Source organism: Kosakonia sp. S57, assembly GCF_016516575.1.
GTDB lineage: Bacteria > Pseudomonadota > Gammaproteobacteria > Enterobacterales > Enterobacteriaceae > Kosakonia > Kosakonia cowanii.
In genome coordinates this window covers 166,411-183,438 of the sequence record NZ_JACVUL010000002.1, presented here as the reverse complement: position 1 = coordinate 183,438, position 17,028 = coordinate 166,411, and the positions used below count along the sequence as shown (strand labels likewise).

Genomic DNA, 17,028 nt, shown 5'->3' with positions numbered 1-17,028 from the left:
TTACCTGTGGCGGAGTTGCCGGATGGCGGCTCCGCCTTATCCGGCCTACGGGTCAGGTATGCAAAAACGTGTATGGAGCGGCTGAAACGGCGTAGGCCGGATAAGCGTTTACGCGCCATCCGGCAATCGGTTTACGGCGATATACCTGCCGCCACCCCTTATTTGACCGCTTTTCCCTTCAACAACTTACGTACCCATAACCGATTCGGGTTCATCGCCGCCAGCGTTTCGCCATCCAGCGGAATGGGCTCGTTGCTCATCTGCGCGGCGAGAATTTCTGCCGCCAGCGGTGCGCTGCACAAGCCGCGCGAACCGAGCGCACCGATCATAAATAACCCCTCATGCACCGGCGCACTGACCGCCGTCTGCGGATCTTCTGCAAGCTTTGCATAGGCTGACAACGTGGCATCGTAATCCGCCACATTACCAACCATCGGCAGATGATCGCGCGTTGCGCAGCGCACGCCGCAACGCGCCTCTCCGGCACTGACATCTACCGTCTGCGCCCACTCAGCCTGCGGGAAGCAGTCAATCAGGCGCTGGCGGTTCTGCTGCTGATCCGCTTCGCTGTAGGTCGCTTCCTGCTGGCCGCGATGGTAGCTCGCGCCAATGCAGTGCTGCTGGTTATGCGGGTTGTGCGGCGTTAGATAGCCGTCATAACAGAGCACCTGGCGCAGGCGGGCCAGCGGCTCAGTGGTGGGAATATGGCTTACCTGACCGGCCACCGGATAAACCGGCAGTCTCTCCGTTTGGGAAAAGTGCTGAATGCGGTGACCGTTGGCCAGCACCACGCTCTCATGTCGGCACTCGCTGCCATTGGCAAAACGCAGCTGCCAGCCATCGCTATGGCGGACAAGCGCTGCAACCTCATGGCGATAGTGCACCTGCAAACCCTGTTCGATTCCCAGTGCGATAGCGCCCGCGGTTAATTGCGCCGGGCACAACCAGCCGCCGGCAGGGTAGGTGATGCCGCCGCAGCCGGTCTCCACGCCGCTCTGTGCCAGCACCTCATCCGCATTGATATGTTGCGCCAGCTCGTGGGGCAGCTCCAGCGTCAGCATCTGCTCGATCTTATGCTGGCTCTTCTCATCCCAGCCAAGTTGCGTGACGCCGCACCACTGGTGATCAAACGCCACCGGCAGCCCATCATAAAGCCTGCGGGCAAAGATAAACGCGGCGCTGAAAAAGCGCGCCAGCGCCGGATCGTGCGCGCTAAGTAGCGGGTAGAGTGCGCCCTGGCGGTTGCCGGATGCGCCCTCTGCCGGGGCGTCATCCGCGCAGTAGAGCGTGACCTGCCAGCCACGGCGCAGCAGCGCAAGGGCAAGCAACGCGCTCGCCACGCCGCCGCCGACCAGCGCGACCTCCCGCGTCTCTGTTCCGCTGCGGGCAAACCACGGCGCGCGCGGCGCGCAGATAACACCCTTTTCCATCACACCGCTTAGCATCTCGCGCTTACGGCCAAAGCCTTTGCGCTTCTGCATGGTAAAGCCCGCTTCCTGTAAACCGCGGCGCACAAACCCGGCGGAGGTAAAGGTCGCCAGCGTCCCGCCAGCACGGGTGAGGCGCGCCATCGCCTGAAAAAGCGCGGGCGTCCACATATCGGGGTTTTTCGACGGTGCAAAGCCATCAAGGAACCAGGCATCAACTTGCTGGTTCAGGCTCTCATCAAGGGTGTCGGTCAGCTGGTTAATATCGCCGAACCAGAGATCGAGCGTCACACGCCCCTCATCCAGTAACAGCCGGTGACACCCGGCAAACGCCTGCGGCCACTGCGCCTGCAACTGCCCGGCGAAGGGCGCCAGTTCCGGCCAGTGGGCGTGGGCTTTTTGCAGGTCATCACGGGTAAGCGGAAATTTTTCGAAACTGATGAAATGTAATCTTTCCAGGGTAGCGTCAGGATGTTCGGCGCGAAAAGCGGCGAAAGCCTGCCACAGCGTCAGGAAGTTGAGGCCGGTACCAAAGCCGCTTTCCGCAACAATGAATAGCTTCCTTGAATGTTCTGGAAAACGCGTCTGGAGGCTGTTACCGCCGAGAAAAACATAGCGGGTCTCTTCAAGCCCGTTATCATTAGAGAAGTAGACATCGTCAAAATCTCGGGAAACAGGTGTACCCTCAGCGTTGAATTCGAGGTTGGCAGTCTGTATAGCGGTGTGTTTCACGTAAGTTACTCGTCCGGCAAGCAGTGCGTCGATCTTAACGAGGGTCAAAGAAAGGCGCAAATTTCTCTGTGAAATGTCTGATCGGACTTGTTCGGCGTACAAGTGTACGCTATCTTGCGACACGAAACTTAATTAGTGCGACTTAGGGGTATTGAATGAAGCGTGCAGTAATTACTGGCCTGGGCATCGTTTCCAGCATTGGTAGTAACCAGCAGGAAGTCCTGGCATCTCTGCGTGAAGGACGCTCAGGGATCACATTTTCTCAGGAGTTCAAAGATTCCGGCATGCGCAGCCACGTCTGGGGTAACGTTAAACTGGACACTACGGGTTTGATCGACCGTAAAGTGGTTCGTTTCATGAACGATGCCTCTATCTATTCCTACCTCTCCATGCAGCAGGCTATTGAAGATGCCGGCCTGAAAGAAGAGGTTTATCAGAACAACCCGCGCGTGGGCCTGATTGCAGGTTCAGGTGGGTCGTCTAAAGCGCAGGTTTTCGGCGCGGACGCGATGCGCACCCCGCGCGGCCTGAAAGCCGTTGGTCCTTATGTGGTGACCAAAGCGATGGCCTCTGCGGTTTCCGCCTGCCTCGCCACGCCGTTCAAAATTCATGGCGTTAACTACTCCATCAGCTCCGCGTGTGCCACTTCCGCACACTGTATCGGTAACGCGGTAGAACAGATTCAACTGGGCAAACAGGACATCGTTTTTGCCGGCGGCGGCGAAGAGCTGTGCTGGGAAATGGCCTGTGAGTTCGACGCGATGGGCGCGCTCTCCACCAAATACAACGAAACGCCGGACAAAGCGTCCCGTACCTACGATAAAGAGCGTGATGGCTTTGTTATCGCTGGCGGCGGCGGCATGGTCGTGGTTGAAGAGCTGGAGCACGCGCTGGCGCGCGGTGCGCACATCTACGCAGAGATCGTCGGCTATGGCGCGACCTCCGATGGCGCTGACATGGTTGCACCATCAGGCGAAGGCGCAGTGCGCTGCATGAAGATGGCAATGCACGGCGTTGATACGCCGATCGATTATCTCAATTCCCACGGCACCTCCACGCCGGTTGGCGATGTGAAAGAGCTGGGTGCGATTCGTGAAGTGTTTGGTGATAACACGCCTGCCATTTCCGCCACCAAAGCAATGACCGGCCACTCACTGGGTGCGGCTGGCGTGCAGGAAGCGATCTACTCTCTGCTTATGCTGGAACACGGCTTTATCGCGCCGAGCATTAACATTGACGATCTGGACGATCAGGCGGCGGGCATGAATATCGTGACCAAACCGACCGAGCAGACGCTGAACACGGTAATGTCCAACAGCTTCGGCTTCGGCGGCACCAACGCCACGCTGGTGATGCGCAAGCTGAAATAAGTGAGCGATTTCATTCATTGATGCCACGGCGTGACATGAATGATTGAGCAGCTGTATTAAAAAAGGGAGCCCTCGGCTCCCTTTTTTTGGTATTGACAAGCCGTTGTTACGGCAGGCAAACTCCAGCCCAACATTATCGTTTTGATAATGCGTAAGCGTTTAACGTCAACCAACGCACCCTAATCCTGACTGTCAGGCGGAGGGGGCGTGGTCAAAATCGTTGCCCGCCTTGCTCTGGCCTATGGAGTAATGCATGTCCGTTCAAGCAGACGCTGTTCATTCCCCTTCAGACACGCACTCGCTGTTTCGCATCGCCTTTGCGGTATTCCTGACCTATATGACGGTTGGCCTGTCACTGCCGGTCATTCCACTGTTTGTTCACCATGAGCTGGGATTTGGCAACACCATGGTCGGTATTGCTGTCGGCGCACAGTTTCTCGCCACGGTTTTAACCCGTAGCTACGCTGGTCGGCTGGCCGATCAATATGGCGCAAAACGCTCGGCGCTACAGGGCCTGTTTGCCTGCTCGCTGGCGGGTGTTGCCTTGTTGCTGGCAGCACTCTTGCCTGTTGATGTATGGGCCAGGTTCGCGCTGTTGATCGTCGGGCGATTGATCCTCGGCTTTGGTGAAAGCCAGTTGTTGACAGGCACGCTCACCTGGGGTGTTGGCCTTGTTGGCCCGTCGCGTTCTGGCAAAGTGATGTCATGGGTCGGTATGGCAATTTATGGCGCGCTGGCCGCCGGCGCACCGCTCGGGCTGCTGATCAATAGCCATTTTGGCTTCACAGCGCTGGGGGCGATCTCCCTTCTCTTACCGCTGTTCGCCTGCCTGTTTAACGGTGGCGTGCGTAAAGTTCCGGCCCATGCCGGAGAACGCCCGTCGCTCTGGAGCGTGGTTGGCCTTATCTGGCAACCGGGTTTAGGGCTGGCGCTACAGGGCGTTGGCTTTGCAGTGATTGGCACCTTTATTTCCCTCTATTTCGCCAGCGAAGGCTGGTCAATGGCAGGCTTTACGCTCACCGCGTTTGGCGGCGCATTCGTTTTGATGCGCATCCTGTTTGGCTGGACGCCGGACCGTTTTGGCGGTGTGCGGGTGGCGCTCGTTTCTCTGCTGGTGGAGATCGCCGGGCTGGTATTGCTGTGGCAGGCCAGCGGGGCGTGGATGGCGCTGTTCGGCGCGGCGTTAACCGGCTGTGGCTGCTCGCTAATCTTCCCGGCGTTAGGAGTGGAAGTGGTGAAACGCGTACCGCCGCAGGTTCGCGGGACGGCACTGGGCGGCTATGCGGCGTTTCAGGATATTGCCTATGCCGCCAGTGGCCCGCTGACCGGCTTTCTGGCCACCTCGCTCGGTTACGCCTCCGTCTTTCTTGCAGGGGCGATTTCAGCGGCGATCGGTATTCTCGTAACGCTGATCGCGTTTCGACCGCGCAATAAATAGCAGCAAATACTCTCTTTGCAACCGGTTTCACAAAACGCGACCGCGGCGATGTCATCTCTGCGCGGTCGCGTTTATGCTTTTCGCACTGATGAGCGAAAGGAGAGTGATATGTCCGGTTTTAAAGCGGATTTTCTGTGGGGCGGGGCGGTTGCTGCGCATCAACTGGAAGGCGGCTGGCAGGAGGGCGGTAAAGGCGTCAGCGTGGCGGATGTGATGACTGCAGGCGCGCATGGCGTACCGCGTGAGATCACCGATGGCGTGTTGCCGGGGAAAAACTACCCCAACCACGATGCTATCGACTTCTATCACCGCTACAAAGAGGACATCAAACTCTTTGCCGAGATGGGCTTCAAATGTTTTCGCACCTCGATCGCCTGGACGCGTATCTTCCCCAATGGGGATGAGCTGGAGCCAAACGAAGCCGGTTTGCAGTTCTACGACGATCTGTTCGACGAGTGCCTGAAGTACAACATTGAGCCGGTAATCACGCTCTCCCATTTCGAAATGCCTTATCACCTCGTCAAAAAGTATGGCGGCTGGCGCAACCGTGAAGTGATCACCTTCTTTGTGCGTTTTGCCAACGCCGTCTTCACCCGCTATCGCAGCAAGGTCAAATACTGGATGACCTTCAACGAAATCAACAACCAGGCCAACTACAACGAAGACTTCGCGCCGTTTACCAACTCCGGCGTGAAGTACCAGCCGGGCGAAGATCGTGAAGTGATCATGTACCAGGCCGCGCACTATGAGCTGGTAGCCAGCGCGCTGGCGGTGGAAGCGGGTCATAAAATTAACCCCGATTTCAAGATTGGTTGCATGATCGCCATGTGCCCGATCTACCCGCTCACCTGCGATCCAAACGACATGATGATGTCAGTGGTGGCGATGCATCGCCGCTACTGGTTCACCGATGTTCACGTGCGCGGTTACTACCCGCAGCACCTGCTCAACTACTTTGCCCGCCGGGATTTCAAGCTTGATATTACCGACGAAGACTTGCAGATCCTGACCCGCGGTTGCGTCGACTACATCGGCTTTAGCTACTACATGTCTTTTGCCACCAAAGCGACGGAAGATAACCCGCAGCTTGATTACGACGAAACCAAAAGCCTGGTGAAAAACCCGTACGTCAAGGCATCGGACTGGGGCTGGCAGATTGACCCGGTTGGCCTGCGCTACTCGCTGAACTACTTCTACGACCACTACCAGCTGCCGCTGTTTATTGTTGAAAACGGCTTTGGGGCTATCGATCAGTTGGGTAGCGACGGCGTGGTCGATGACCAGTACCGCATTGAGTACCTGCACAACCACATTCGCGAAATGAAAAAAGCGGTGGTGGAAGATGGGGTCGATTTGATGGGGTATACGCCGTGGGGCTGTATCGATCTGGTTTCTGCCGGCACCGGCGAGATGAAAAAACGCTACGGCTTTATCTACGTCGATAAGGACAACGAAGGCAACGGCACGCTGGCGCGCAGCCGTAAGAAATCCTTCTGGTGGTACCAGGATGTAATCAAACAGAACGGCGATAACATCAAGTAAGAGGATGATCCGTAGGTCACTAAAGCGCCATCAGGTCTTTGTCTGATGGCGCTTCACTTATCAGGCCTGCGGTTTTTTTACAGGCTTACAGAAAGCTAGATCACCAGCCACAGTACAAACATCACCACCAGCAGGGCAATAAAAAAGAGGCCCGGACGCATCGACATCGCCTTTACCGTATCGACTATCGGCGCGACGAAGGGGCTGTAAATCGGCTGCACGTCACGCACTTCGATCATTCCCGACGCGCGCTCGGTGCGTCGTAAAAAGACCTGGTTGAGAATATCCTGCACCTGGGCATTGGTCAGCACCGTCTGCGGCGTCACCTGGAATGTCTGCTGCGCATAGTCGCTGATGCCGCGCCACTCGGCGCTGTCCAGCGGCTGTTTCAGCGTGGCCTGCACCGTTTGCAGAGTCGGTGCCGTATGCGTCGCCAGCGTCTGGCGCGCCTGCAGCCAGGTCATCAGCGGCGTAAAATGTTTCGCCGGGATCAGCTCGCCGCTCTTCACGCCGGAGAGCTCCAGCATCGATTGCCAGATAAGCTTGCTCGACTCGCCGGTTGCCGCCGCCAGTTTCGTCACCGCCTGGTTGAGCGAGTTGTGCTCCGCCGCCACCAGTGGACGCTCGGTTGCCGGGCGCTGCTGCGGCTGCGGGATCGCAATCTGGTTGTTCTGCAACATCGTCAGCACCGTCTTTAGCTGCTGCGGCGTAAGCTGGCTGAGCGCCGTCTGGCCAAACTCCTGACGAATAAAATCGCTCACCGCCTGGCGATTGTTCCCCTTGCCGAGCAGCTCGGTCAACTGGGTCACCATCTGGCGCGTGGTGTGGTTCTGCGTTGCCGTTTCCATACGCTGAGTCAGATTCTGCTCAGCCGCAGGGAAGTGGCGCGAGAGCAGGGGCGCATCGTTTTTCAGCCCCAGGTCATGCTTTACGCCTGCCCAGACCTCAGCGCTCTGCTGTTGGGTCAGGGCGATCAAACGCGTCACCAGCCGCTCCAGCACCGTACGCTGCTGGGTGGATAATGGCTGCTCGCCGACTGGGTTAGCGGCTTGCGGTGGCTCTTGCCCGGGAGGACGCGCGGGTGCGCCCGGAATGGGTTGAATCATGGGTTTCCTCTTACTCTCGCATGGCGGTGGCCGGCATTGCGGGTATGCCTGGCGGCGAGATTATGGCACACTTGCGCGCTCAACTCCCGCTCTCAAACAGGTACTGTAGTGTGAAAATCCTTGTTGATGAAAATATGCCTTACGCCCGCGATCTTTTTAGCCGACTGGGCGAGGTTAAGGCCGTGCCCGGACGCCCAATTCCGCTGGCGGAACTGGCTGATGCAGAAGCATTAATGGTGCGGTCCGTCACCAGGGTGAATAACGATTTACTGCAAGGGACCGGGATCAAATTTGTCGGTACCGCCACGGCGGGGACCGATCATGTTGATGAGGCTTTTCTGAAACAGGCGGGCATCGCATTCTCCGCAGCACCAGGGTGTAACGCTATCGCCGTGGTGGAGTATGTTTTTTCCGCATTACTGATGCTGGCAGAGCGCGATGGTTTTGCACTCACCGATCGCACCGTGGGCATCATCGGTGTCGGTAACGTCGGCGGCCGCTTACAGGCGCGGCTGGAAGCACTGGGCATCCGCACGCTGTTGTGCGATCCGCCGCGCGCCGATCGCGGTGATGCGGGCGACTTCCGCTCGCTGGATGAACTGGTAAGTGAAGCGGATATCCTCACCTTCCATACCCCCCTGTTTAAAGAGGGGCCTTATAAAACCCTGCATCTGGTTGATGACGCGCTGCTTAGCCGCCTGAAACCTGGCACTATTCTGATTAACGCCTGTCGCGGGCCGGTGGTGGATAACGCCGCACTGCTGCAGCACCTGCAGGCCGGGCAGGATCTTAGCGTCGTGCTGGATGTCTGGGAGCCGGAGCCGGATCTCAACGTTGAGCTGCTGGCGAAGGTCGATATCGGCACGGCGCATATCGCGGGCTACACGCTGGAAGGGAAAGCGCGCGGCACCACGCAGGTGTTTGAAGCCTATAGTGAATTCCTCGGCCAGCCGCAGCAGGTAGCGCTGAATACGCTGCTTCCTGCGCCGGAGTGCAGTCGCATCTCCCTTCATGGTCTGGTCGGGCAGGCAATGTTAAAAAGGTTGGTGCATTTGGTGTATGATGTGCGCCGCGACGATGCCCTGCTGCGAAAAGCGGCGGGCACACCGGGTGAGTTCGATAAGTTGCGTAAGCACTATCTTGAGCGCCGTGAATGGTCGTCACTCACCGTTGAGTGCGACGACGCGGACGCCTCGGCGCTGCTGCAAAAACTGGGCTTCGACGCCGTTTATCACCCGGTACGTTAATTCATCTTTATGCTCCCCGTCGCCGACGGGGACGCTTTTTTCTGGAGTGAATCACCATGTCTGAAGGCTGGAATATTGCCGTTCTCGGCGCCACCGGCGCGGTCGGAGAAGCCTTGCTCGAAACGCTGGCGGAGCGCCAGTTCCCGGTTGGCGAACTCTATGCGCTGGCAAGGAGCGAAAGCGCCGGAGAAAACCTGCGTTATGCCGGTAAAACCGTACGCGTAGAAGATGCTGCCGAATTCGACTGGACGCAGGCGCAACTGGCGTTCTTTGTCGCTGGTGCGCAAGCCACTGCCACCTATATTGAAGAAGCAACCAACGCCGGTTGTCTGGTGATCGATACCAGCGGTCTGTTTGCCCTTGAGCCGGACGTGCCGCTGGTGATGCCGGACGTCAACCCGTTCGTGCTGGCGGACTACCGCAACCGCAACGTTATCGCTATTCCGGACAGTCTCACCAGCCAGCTGCTGGCAGGCCTCAAGCCGCTGATTGACGAAGGCGGCCTGTCGCGTATTGCCGTAACCAGCCTGCTCTCTGTTTCCCGCAGCGGTAAACAGGCGGTGGATGCGCTGGCAGGGCAGAGCGCCAAATTGCTGAACGGTATTCCCATTGATGATGATGACTTCTTCGGTCGCCAGCTGGCATTCAATATGCTGCCGCTGCTGCCGGACAGTGAAGGCAGCGTGCGCGAAGAGCGCGTCATCATCGATCAGATGCGTAAAATCCTGCAGGACGAGGGGCTGATGATCTCCGCTAACTGCGTGCAGTCGCCGGTCTTCTACGGTCACGCGCAGATGGTGAATTTCGAAGCGTTACGCCCGCTGGCAGCGGAAGAGGCGCGTGATGCATTTGCCCGCTTTGAGGATATTGCGCTTTCTGAAGCGAATGCGTTTCCGACCCAGGTGGCGGATGCTTCCGGTCAGGCGCATCTCTCCGTCGGCTGCATCCGCAACGACTACGGCATGCCGGAGCAGATCCAGTTCTGGTCGGTGGCCGATAACGTCCGCTTTGGCGGCGCGCTGATGGCAGTGAAAACCGCGGAGAAACTGGTGCAGGAGTATCTGTACTGATGCAGGAAGAAACCACCGCGCCGCGCTACAAAATCGCGCTGGGAATTGAGTATGACGGCAGCCACTACTATGGCTGGCAGCGTCAGCAGGAAGTGCGCAGCGTGCAGGAGAAGCTGGAAAAGGCGCTCTCGCAGGTCGCCAATGAGCCGATCTCGGTCTTTTGCGCCGGGCGCACCGATGCCGGCGTGCATGCAACAGGGCAGGTGGTCCATTTTGAGACGACTGCGCTGCGCAAAGACGCCGCCTGGACGCTGGGCGTAAATGCGAATTTGCCTAAAGACATCGCGGTGCGTTGGGTAAAAAATGTGCCCGATGATTTTCATGCGCGTTTTAGCGCGACGGCGCGCCGTTACCGCTACGTCATCTACAATCATCGCTTGCGTCCGGCGGTGCTCGGTCACGGTGTCACGCACTATCATCAGCCGCTGGATGCCGAACGCATGCACCGCGCGGCGCAGTGCCTGATTGGCGAAAACGACTTTACCTCGTTTCGCGCCGTGCAGTGCCAGTCGCGTACGCCCTGGCGCAATCTGATGCATATCAACGTCAGCCGCTACGGCGCCTATATTGTGGTCGATATCAAAGCCAATGCCTTTGTACATCATATGGTCAGGAATATTGTCGGCAGCCTGATGGAAGTAGGCGCCCACAACCAGCCGGAGAGCTGGATAGCAGAGCTGCTGGCGGCAAAGGACAGAACGCTTGCAGCAGCAACGGCGAAAGCGGAAGGGCTCTATCTGGTGTCGGTGGATTATCCATCCCACTTTGCGCTGCCCGCTGCGCCAATGGGCCCGCTGTTCCTGGCGGACTAGTCGCACATTAATAAGGCATAAGTAGATGGACTTAATACGCTTCCTGATTGACTTCATTCTTCATATTGACGTTCACCTCGCTGAGCTGGTGGCGCAGTATGGCGTCTGGGTCTATGCGATCCTGTTTATTATTCTCTTTTGCGAAACGGGTCTGGTGGTCACGCCGTTCCTGCCGGGCGACTCGCTGCTGTTTGTCGCGGGCGCGCTGGCGTCGCTTGAGACCAACGATCTCAATGTGCATATGATGGTGCTGCTGATGCTGGTGGCCGCTATTGCAGGCGATGCGGTGAACTACACCATCGGGCGGCTGTTCGGTGAGCGGTTATTCAGTAACCCCAACTCAAAGATTTTCCGTCGCAGCCATCTTGATAAAACGCATCAGTTTTATGAGAAACATGGCGGGAAAACGATTATCCTTGCGCGTTTTGTGCCGATAGTGCGTACTTTTGCACCTTTCGTCGCTGGCATGGGGCATATGTCCTATCGCCACTTTGCTCTCTATAATGTCGTGGGCGCGCTGCTGTGGGTGTTACTTTTCACCTACGCCGGATACTTCTTTGGCACCATCCCGATGATTCAGGACAATCTCAAGCTGATGATTGTCGGAATTATCGTAGTGTCTATACTTCCCGGGGTCTTTGAGATTATCCGCCATCGCCGCGCCGCGTCCCGGCAGACAAAATAATCACCTGTTGGCGGTTCGACCACTTTTTTATCCCAAGTTGCGAACCGTTATGTTTTAATGTGCCCCAGTCAAGGGCTACCAGGTTCATGTAGAAAGGTTATCAATGAGCTGGATTGAAAGAATTAAAAGCAACATCACCCCCACCCGTAAGGCGAGCATCCCTGAGGGCGTGTGGACAAAATGCGATAGCTGTGGTCAGGTGCTTTACCGCGCCGAACTGGAGCGTAACCTTGAAGTCTGCCCGAAATGTGATCACCACATGCGGATGTCAGCGCGTAATCGCCTGCATAGCCTGCTGGATGAAGGATCGCTGGTTGAACTGGGCAGCGAACTTGAGCCGAAAGATGTGCTGAAGTTCCGCGACTCGAAGAAGTATAAAGACCGTCTGGCGACAGCTCAGAAAGAGACCGGCGAGAAAGACGCGCTGGTCGTGATGAAGGGCACGCTGCATGGCATGCCGGTTGTCGCAGCGGCCTTTGAGTTCGCGTTCATGGGCGGTTCTATGGGTTCCGTAGTTGGCGCGCGCTTTGTGCGTGCGGTTGAGCAGGCGCTGGAAGATAACTGCCCAATGATCTGCTTCTCCGCTTCCGGCGGTGCGCGTATGCAGGAAGCGCTGATGTCGCTGATGCAGATGGCGAAAACCTCTGCGGCGCTGGCGAAAATGCAGGAGCGCGGTCTGCCGTACATCTCCGTGCTGACCGACCCGACCATGGGCGGCGTCTCTGCCAGCTTCGCGATGCTGGGCGATCTCAACATCGCTGAGCCGAAAGCGCTGATCGGTTTTGCCGGCCCGCGCGTTATCGAGCAGACCGTGCGCGAGAAACTGCCTGCCGGTTTCCAGCGCAGTGAGTTCCTGATCGAAAAAGGCGCTATCGACATGATTATTCGCCGCCCGGAGCTGCGCTTTAAGCTGGCGCGTATTCTGGCGAAGATGATGAATCTGCCGGCGCCGGATGCGGACGATACGCATATTGGCACGGTGGTGACGCCAGAGCCGGATCAGGAAGGCGAAGCCTGATAATACACGTCACGCTTTCTGCTGCGGGTGCGTTGATGCGCCTTGCTTAGCTCGCTCTTTCTCCACACAGGAAAGCGGGATGGCTATGTGACCACGCGCCAGCAGCGAAAACGAGCATGTGTATACTCATGAGGGCAGGGCCAAAAGGCACTGCCCTTTTGCTTTTCAAACCGCACACTATCAACGGGCATCATGGACACTCTCTCTACTCCGCAAGCCACGTCGCCCCTGGCCGCATGGCTCTCTTATCTGGAACAGCTGCACAGTAAACCTATCGATTTAGGGCTCGATCGCGTAAGCCAGGTGGCGGCGCGGCTTGATGTGCTGCGTCCCGCACCTTTTGTCTTCACCGTCGCCGGAACCAACGGCAAAGGCACCACCTGCCGCACGCTGGAGTCGATCCTGCTGGCGGCCGGTTATCGCGTCGGCGTTTATAGCTCGCCGCATCTGGTGCGCTACACCGAACGCGTACGCGTGCAGGGCGGGGAGCTGGCAGAAAGCGCACATACCGCTTCCTTCGCGGAGATCGAAGCCGTGCGCGGTGATATCTCTTTAAGCTATTTTGAATTTGGCACCCTGTCAGCGCTGTGGCTGTTTAAGCAGGCACAGCTGGACGTGGTGATCCTCGAAGTGGGCCTCGGTGGACGGCTTGACGCCACCAATATGGTCGATGCCGATGTCGCGGTGGTCACCAGCATTGCGCTCGATCATACCGACTGGCTCGGGCCGGATCGCGAAAGCATCGGTCGTGAAAAAGCGGGCATCTTCCGCGCAGGTAAGCCTGCCGTAGTCGGCGAGCCGGATATGCCGCACACCATCGCGGAGGTGGCGCAGGAGAAGGGCGCGCAGCTGTTACAGCGCGATGTGGCGTGGCACTACGAGGTTGGCGCACAGAGCTGGCGTTTTCGCGATGCGCAGGGCGAGCTGAGCGATCTGCCGCTGCCGCAGGTGCCGCAGCCGAACGCGGCTACCGCGCTGGCCGCGCTGCGCGCCAGTAAACTGGCAGTAAGCGAGCAGGCGATCCGCGATGGCATAGAACGGGCGATTTTACCCGGTCGTTTTCAGATTGTGAGCGAATCACCACGTCTGATCCTCGATGTCGCGCATAATCCTCATGCCGCAGGCTATCTTGCCGGGCGGCTGGCGGCGCTGCCGAAAAGCGGCCGCGTGCTGGCGGTGGTTGGCATGCTGCATGATAAAGACATTAGCGGAACGCTTGCCTGTCTGGAGCCGGTGGTCGATAGCTGGTATTGTGCCCCTCTGGAGGGGCCGCGCGGCGCGACGGCGGAGCAGCTGCTGGCGCACCTGACGTCGGGGCAAGCATTCCCGGACGTGACCCAGGCTTGGCAGGCGGCAATGGCGGAAGCTGACGCCTGCGATACCGTGCTGGTGTGTGGCTCGTTCCACACCGTGGCGCATGTCATGGAAGCGATGGAAGCGGGGAGAACCGGTGGCAAGTAAGTTTCAGAACCGTTTAATGGGCACCGTTATACTGGTCGCGCTTGGGGTGATTATTCTGCCCGGGCTGCTCGACGGGCAGAAAAAGCATTATCAGGATGAGTTCGCGGCGATCCCGCTGGTGCCGAAGCCGGGCGATCGGGACGAGCCGGATATGATGCCGGCCGCAACCCAGGCGCTGCCCGCGCAGCCGCCGGAAGGCGCAGCGGAAGAGGTGCGTGCTGGTGATGCCGCCGCACCGTCCCTTGATGCCTCAAGGTTTGCGGCAAACAGCAATCCCGATCCGGAAGTGACCACCACGCCGGTGACGCCAAAGCCAAAACCCGTTGAAAAGCCGCAGCCTAAACCGCAGCCGCAGCAGCAGTCACAACCGCAGCCTGCGCGCGAGCAGCAGACGGCGGCGAACGCGGCACCGGCTAAAGCGCAGGAGGAGAAACCTGCTCCGACCGGCAAAGCCTATGTGGTTCAGCTGGGCGCGCTGAAAAACGCCGATAAAGTGAATGAAGTGGTGAGTAAACTGCGCGCGGCGGGCTATCGCGCTTACACATCGCCGACGACGCCGGTTCAGGGTAAAATCACCCGCATTCTGGTCGGCCCTGATGCTTCGCGCGATAAACTCAAAGCGTCGCTTAGTGAGCTGAACCAGCTGTCAGGACTCAATGGCGTGGTGATGAACTACAGCGCCAATTAACCGCGCAACCCTGCGCTATTTTGCTGGCAACGGCCCGTAAAACGGGGCAGGGAAGCCAGATAAATGTGCGGTCATTAGGGCCAATGTTCTGCTGGCGTTGAATATTTTTTCAGCGCCATTTTTATTTCCGCGCGGGAAGGAAATCCCTACGCAAACGTTTTCTTTTTCTGTTAGAATGCGCCCCGAACTGGATGACAGGGCGTAAAATCGTGGGACACATATGGTCTGGATTGATTACGCCATCATCGCGGTGATTGGTTTTTCCTGTCTGGTAAGCCTGATCCGCGGCTTTGTTCGTGAAGCGTTATCGCTGGTGACATGGGGTTGTGCTTTCTTTGTCGCCAGCCATTACTACACTTACCTGTCAGTCTGGTTCACGGGCTTTGAAGAGGAACTGGTACGTAATGGAATTGCCATCGCGGTGCTGTTTATCGCGACGTTGATTGTGGGCGCTATCGTTAACTACGTTATCGGTACGCTGGTGGAGAAAACCGGCCTGTCGGGTACAGACAGGGTGTTGGGGATCTGCTTTGGTGCGCTTCGTGGCGTACTGATCGTCGCCGCCATTCTGTTCTTTCTGGATACCTTTACAGGCCTGTCGAAAAGCGAAGACTGGCAAAAGTCGCAGCTTATCCCGCAATTCAGCTTCATCATCAGGTGGTTCTTTGACTATCTGCAAAGCTCGTCGAGTTTCTTGCCCAGGGCTTAAGCCCTGAGATGTGGCTTAGAGTTTGGTTTAACAGGCGGTTTTCGCGCGCTGTCGCTGTTCAAGCGGTCTTTGACGATTACGCCTGGTAAACCAAGCTCTTAACGAGGAAAAGACGTATGTGCGGTATTGTCGGTATCGCCGGTTTCATGCCGGTAAACCAGTCGATTTATGACGCGTTGTCGGTGCTGCAGCACCGTGGGCAGGATGCAGCGGGCATCATCACCATTGATGCCAATAACTGTTTCCGTCTGCGTAAAGCGAATGGCATGGTGAATGATGTATTCGAAGCCCGCCATATGCAGCGCCTGCAGGGCAATATGGGGATTGGCCACGTGCGTTACCCTACCGCGGGCAGCTCCAGCGCTTCAGAAGCGCAACCCTTCTACGTTAACTCCCCGTACGGCATTACGCTTGCGCACAACGGCAACCTGACCAACGCGCACGAACTGCGTAAAAAGCTGTTCGAAGAGAAGCGTCGCCACATTAACACCACCTCAGATTCTGAAATCCTGCTCAATATTTTCGCCAGCGAGCTGGATAACTTCCGTCATTACCCACTTGAAGCGGATAACGTTTTCGCCGCGATTGCCGCGACCAACCGCCAGATCCGCGGTGCCTACGCCTGCGTGGCGATGATTATTGGTCACGGTATGGTCGCCTTCCGCGACCCGAACGGCATTCGCCCGCTGGTGCTGGGCAAGCGCGAACTGGGCGATGGTCGCACCGAATATATGGTGGCCTCGGAGAGCGTAGCGCTCGATACGCTGGGCTTTGAGTTCCTGCGTGATGTCGCACCGGGTGAAGCGGTTTATATCACCGAGAAAGGGCAGCTTTACAGCCGTCAGTGCGCGGAAAACCCGGTCAGCAACCCGTGCCTGTTCGAGTACGTCTACTTTGCGCGCCCGGACTCCTTTATCGACAAAATCTCCGTCTACAGCGCCCGCGTCAATATGGGCATGAAGCTCGGCGAGAAGATCGCCCGCGAGTGGGAAGATCTCGATATTGACGTGGTGATCCCGATTCCGGAAACCTCCTGCGATATCGCGCTGGAGATCGCCCGCATTCTGGACAAGCCTTACCGTCAGGGTTTTGTGAAAAACCGCTACGTTGGCCGCACCTTTATCATGCCGGGCCAGCAGCTGCGCCGTAAATCGGTGCGCCGCAAGCTGAACGCCAACCGCGCCGAGTTCCGCGACAAGAACGTGCTGCTGGTGGATGACTCCATCGTGCGTGGCACCACCTCGGAGCAGATTATCGAGATGGCGCGCGAAGCCGGGGCGAAGAAGGTTTACCTCGCTTCCGCAGCACCGGAAATTCGCTTCCCGAACGTCTACGGCATTGATATGCCGACCGCCAATGAGCTGATTGCCCACGGTCGTGAAGTGGATGAAATTCGCCAGATCATCGGCGCCGACGGGCTGATTTTCCAGGATCTCAACGATCTGATTGATGCCGTACGCGCAGAGAACCCGGATATTCAGCAGTTTGAGTGCTCGGTGTTTAACGGTATTTACGTCACCAAAGATGTCGATCAACAGTACCTTGATTACCTCGACTCCCTGCGTAATGACGATGCCAAAGCGGTACAGTTGCAGAACGAAGTTGAAAGCTTAGAGATGCACAACGAAGGCTAATCCCGCCGCGCCCCTCGCGTGAGGGGCGCAACTTGTTGCAACACCCTCTATAATCAGGCAAAGTTTGCGCTTATGTTAGCGGGTGGATA

Annotated in this window: 14 protein-coding genes; 12 read left to right on the top strand and 2 right to left on the bottom strand. The window is 57.7% G+C overall.

The annotated features are described in order from the left end of the window. Positions 1-158: 158 nt before the first annotated feature. Entirely contained in the window at positions 159-2,159 is a 2,001-nt protein-coding gene (gene mnmC / locus IAE48_RS02665; protein ID WP_200133378.1) for a bifunctional tRNA (5-methylaminomethyl-2-thiouridine)(34)-methyltransferase MnmD/FAD-dependent 5-carboxymethylaminomethyl-2-thiouridine(34) oxidoreductase MnmC, read from the bottom strand. A gap of 155 nt (positions 2,160-2,314) precedes the next feature. On the opposite strand from mnmC, the gene fabB reads away from it, so the two are divergent. From fabB to IAE48_RS02650, 3 genes are all read left to right on the top strand, one after another. Beyond that, positions 2,315-3,529 carry a beta-ketoacyl-ACP synthase I gene (gene fabB, locus IAE48_RS02660; RefSeq protein ID WP_094421284.1) on the top strand — a complete coding sequence of 405 codons (1,215 nt, stop codon included), beginning with the start codon at positions 2,315-2,317 and terminating at the stop codon, positions 3,527-3,529. Between the two features lie 253 nt (positions 3,530-3,782). Next, complete coding sequence (locus IAE48_RS02655; protein WP_200133377.1) at positions 3,783-4,967, top strand: MFS transporter; 1,185 nt, start codon at positions 3,783-3,785, stop codon at positions 4,965-4,967. 108 nt (positions 4,968-5,075) lie between these two features. After that, entirely contained in the window at positions 5,076-6,509 is a 1,434-nt protein-coding gene (locus IAE48_RS02650) for a 6-phospho-beta-glucosidase (protein ID WP_023479624.1), read from the top strand. 95 nt (positions 6,510-6,604) lie between these two features. Here the strand turns inward: IAE48_RS02650 and flk are convergent, their stop codons facing one another. Beyond that, a complete protein-coding gene (flk, locus tag IAE48_RS02645; protein ID WP_042718481.1) occupies positions 6,605-7,612 on the bottom strand; it encodes a flagella biosynthesis regulator Flk in 1,008 nt (335 codons plus the stop codon). A gap of 113 nt (positions 7,613-7,725) precedes the next feature. Between flk and pdxB the strand changes: the two genes are divergently transcribed. From pdxB to purF, 9 genes are all read left to right on the top strand, one after another. Further along, positions 7,726-8,862, top strand: a complete 1,137-nt coding sequence (pdxB, locus tag IAE48_RS02640) for a 4-phosphoerythronate dehydrogenase PdxB (protein ID WP_200133376.1) — start codon at positions 7,726-7,728, stop codon at positions 8,860-8,862. 56 nt (positions 8,863-8,918) lie between these two features. Continuing rightward, a complete protein-coding gene (locus tag IAE48_RS02635; RefSeq protein WP_094421279.1) occupies positions 8,919-9,932 on the top strand; it encodes an aspartate-semialdehyde dehydrogenase in 1,014 nt (337 codons plus the stop codon). Beyond that, positions 9,932-10,744: a tRNA pseudouridine(38-40) synthase TruA gene (truA, locus tag IAE48_RS02630; RefSeq protein ID WP_200133375.1), complete on the top strand. Its 813-nt coding sequence runs from the start codon at positions 9,932-9,934 to the stop codon at positions 10,742-10,744. Before IAE48_RS02635 ends, truA begins: the two co-directional genes overlap by 1 nt. A gap of 25 nt (positions 10,745-10,769) precedes the next feature. Next, positions 10,770-11,429, top strand: coding sequence for a DedA family protein (locus IAE48_RS02625; protein WP_200133374.1), 660 nt, complete (start codon positions 10,770-10,772; stop codon positions 11,427-11,429). A gap of 103 nt (positions 11,430-11,532) precedes the next feature. Further along, the gene (accD, locus tag IAE48_RS02620) at positions 11,533-12,447 is read left to right on the top strand and encodes an acetyl-CoA carboxylase, carboxyltransferase subunit beta (RefSeq protein WP_023479916.1); all 915 of its coding nucleotides are present in this window, start codon (positions 11,533-11,535) and stop codon (positions 12,445-12,447) included. A gap of 192 nt (positions 12,448-12,639) precedes the next feature. Further along, positions 12,640-13,908 carry a bifunctional tetrahydrofolate synthase/dihydrofolate synthase gene (folC, locus tag IAE48_RS02615; protein WP_200133373.1) on the top strand — a complete coding sequence of 423 codons (1,269 nt, stop codon included), beginning with the start codon at positions 12,640-12,642 and terminating at the stop codon, positions 13,906-13,908. After that, positions 13,898-14,596, top strand: a complete 699-nt coding sequence (gene dedD, locus IAE48_RS02610; protein ID WP_200133372.1) for a cell division protein DedD — start codon at positions 13,898-13,900, stop codon at positions 14,594-14,596. Before folC ends, dedD begins: the two co-directional genes overlap by 11 nt. Positions 14,597-14,816: 220 nt before the next feature. Continuing rightward, positions 14,817-15,305, top strand: a complete 489-nt coding sequence (gene cvpA / locus IAE48_RS02605) for a colicin V production protein (protein WP_042716765.1) — start codon at positions 14,817-14,819, stop codon at positions 15,303-15,305. Between the two features lie 116 nt (positions 15,306-15,421). After that, positions 15,422-16,939: an amidophosphoribosyltransferase gene (gene purF / locus IAE48_RS02600; RefSeq protein ID WP_023479726.1), complete on the top strand. Its 1,518-nt coding sequence runs from the start codon at positions 15,422-15,424 to the stop codon at positions 16,937-16,939. The last annotated feature ends 89 nt before the right edge of the window (positions 16,940-17,028 follow it).

Coding starts and splice junctions, on each gene's coding strand:
- cvpA (WP_042716765.1), top strand. CDS start 14,817: ATGGTCTGGATTGATTACGCCATCATCGCGGTGATTGGTTTTTCCTGT.
- IAE48_RS02625 (WP_200133374.1), top strand. CDS start 10,770: ATGGACTTAATACGCTTCCTGATTGACTTCATTCTTCATATTGACGTT.
- IAE48_RS02655 (WP_200133377.1), top strand. CDS start 3,783: ATGTCCGTTCAAGCAGACGCTGTTCATTCCCCTTCAGACACGCACTCG.
- IAE48_RS02650 (WP_023479624.1), top strand. CDS start 5,076: ATGTCCGGTTTTAAAGCGGATTTTCTGTGGGGCGGGGCGGTTGCTGCG.
- accD (WP_023479916.1), top strand. CDS start 11,533: ATGAGCTGGATTGAAAGAATTAAAAGCAACATCACCCCCACCCGTAAG.
- fabB (WP_094421284.1), top strand. CDS start 2,315: ATGAAGCGTGCAGTAATTACTGGCCTGGGCATCGTTTCCAGCATTGGT.
- truA (WP_200133375.1), top strand. CDS start 9,932: ATGCAGGAAGAAACCACCGCGCCGCGCTACAAAATCGCGCTGGGAATT.
- IAE48_RS02635 (WP_094421279.1), top strand. CDS start 8,919: ATGTCTGAAGGCTGGAATATTGCCGTTCTCGGCGCCACCGGCGCGGTC.
- folC (WP_200133373.1), top strand. CDS start 12,640: ATGGACACTCTCTCTACTCCGCAAGCCACGTCGCCCCTGGCCGCATGG.
- purF (WP_023479726.1), top strand. CDS start 15,422: ATGTGCGGTATTGTCGGTATCGCCGGTTTCATGCCGGTAAACCAGTCG.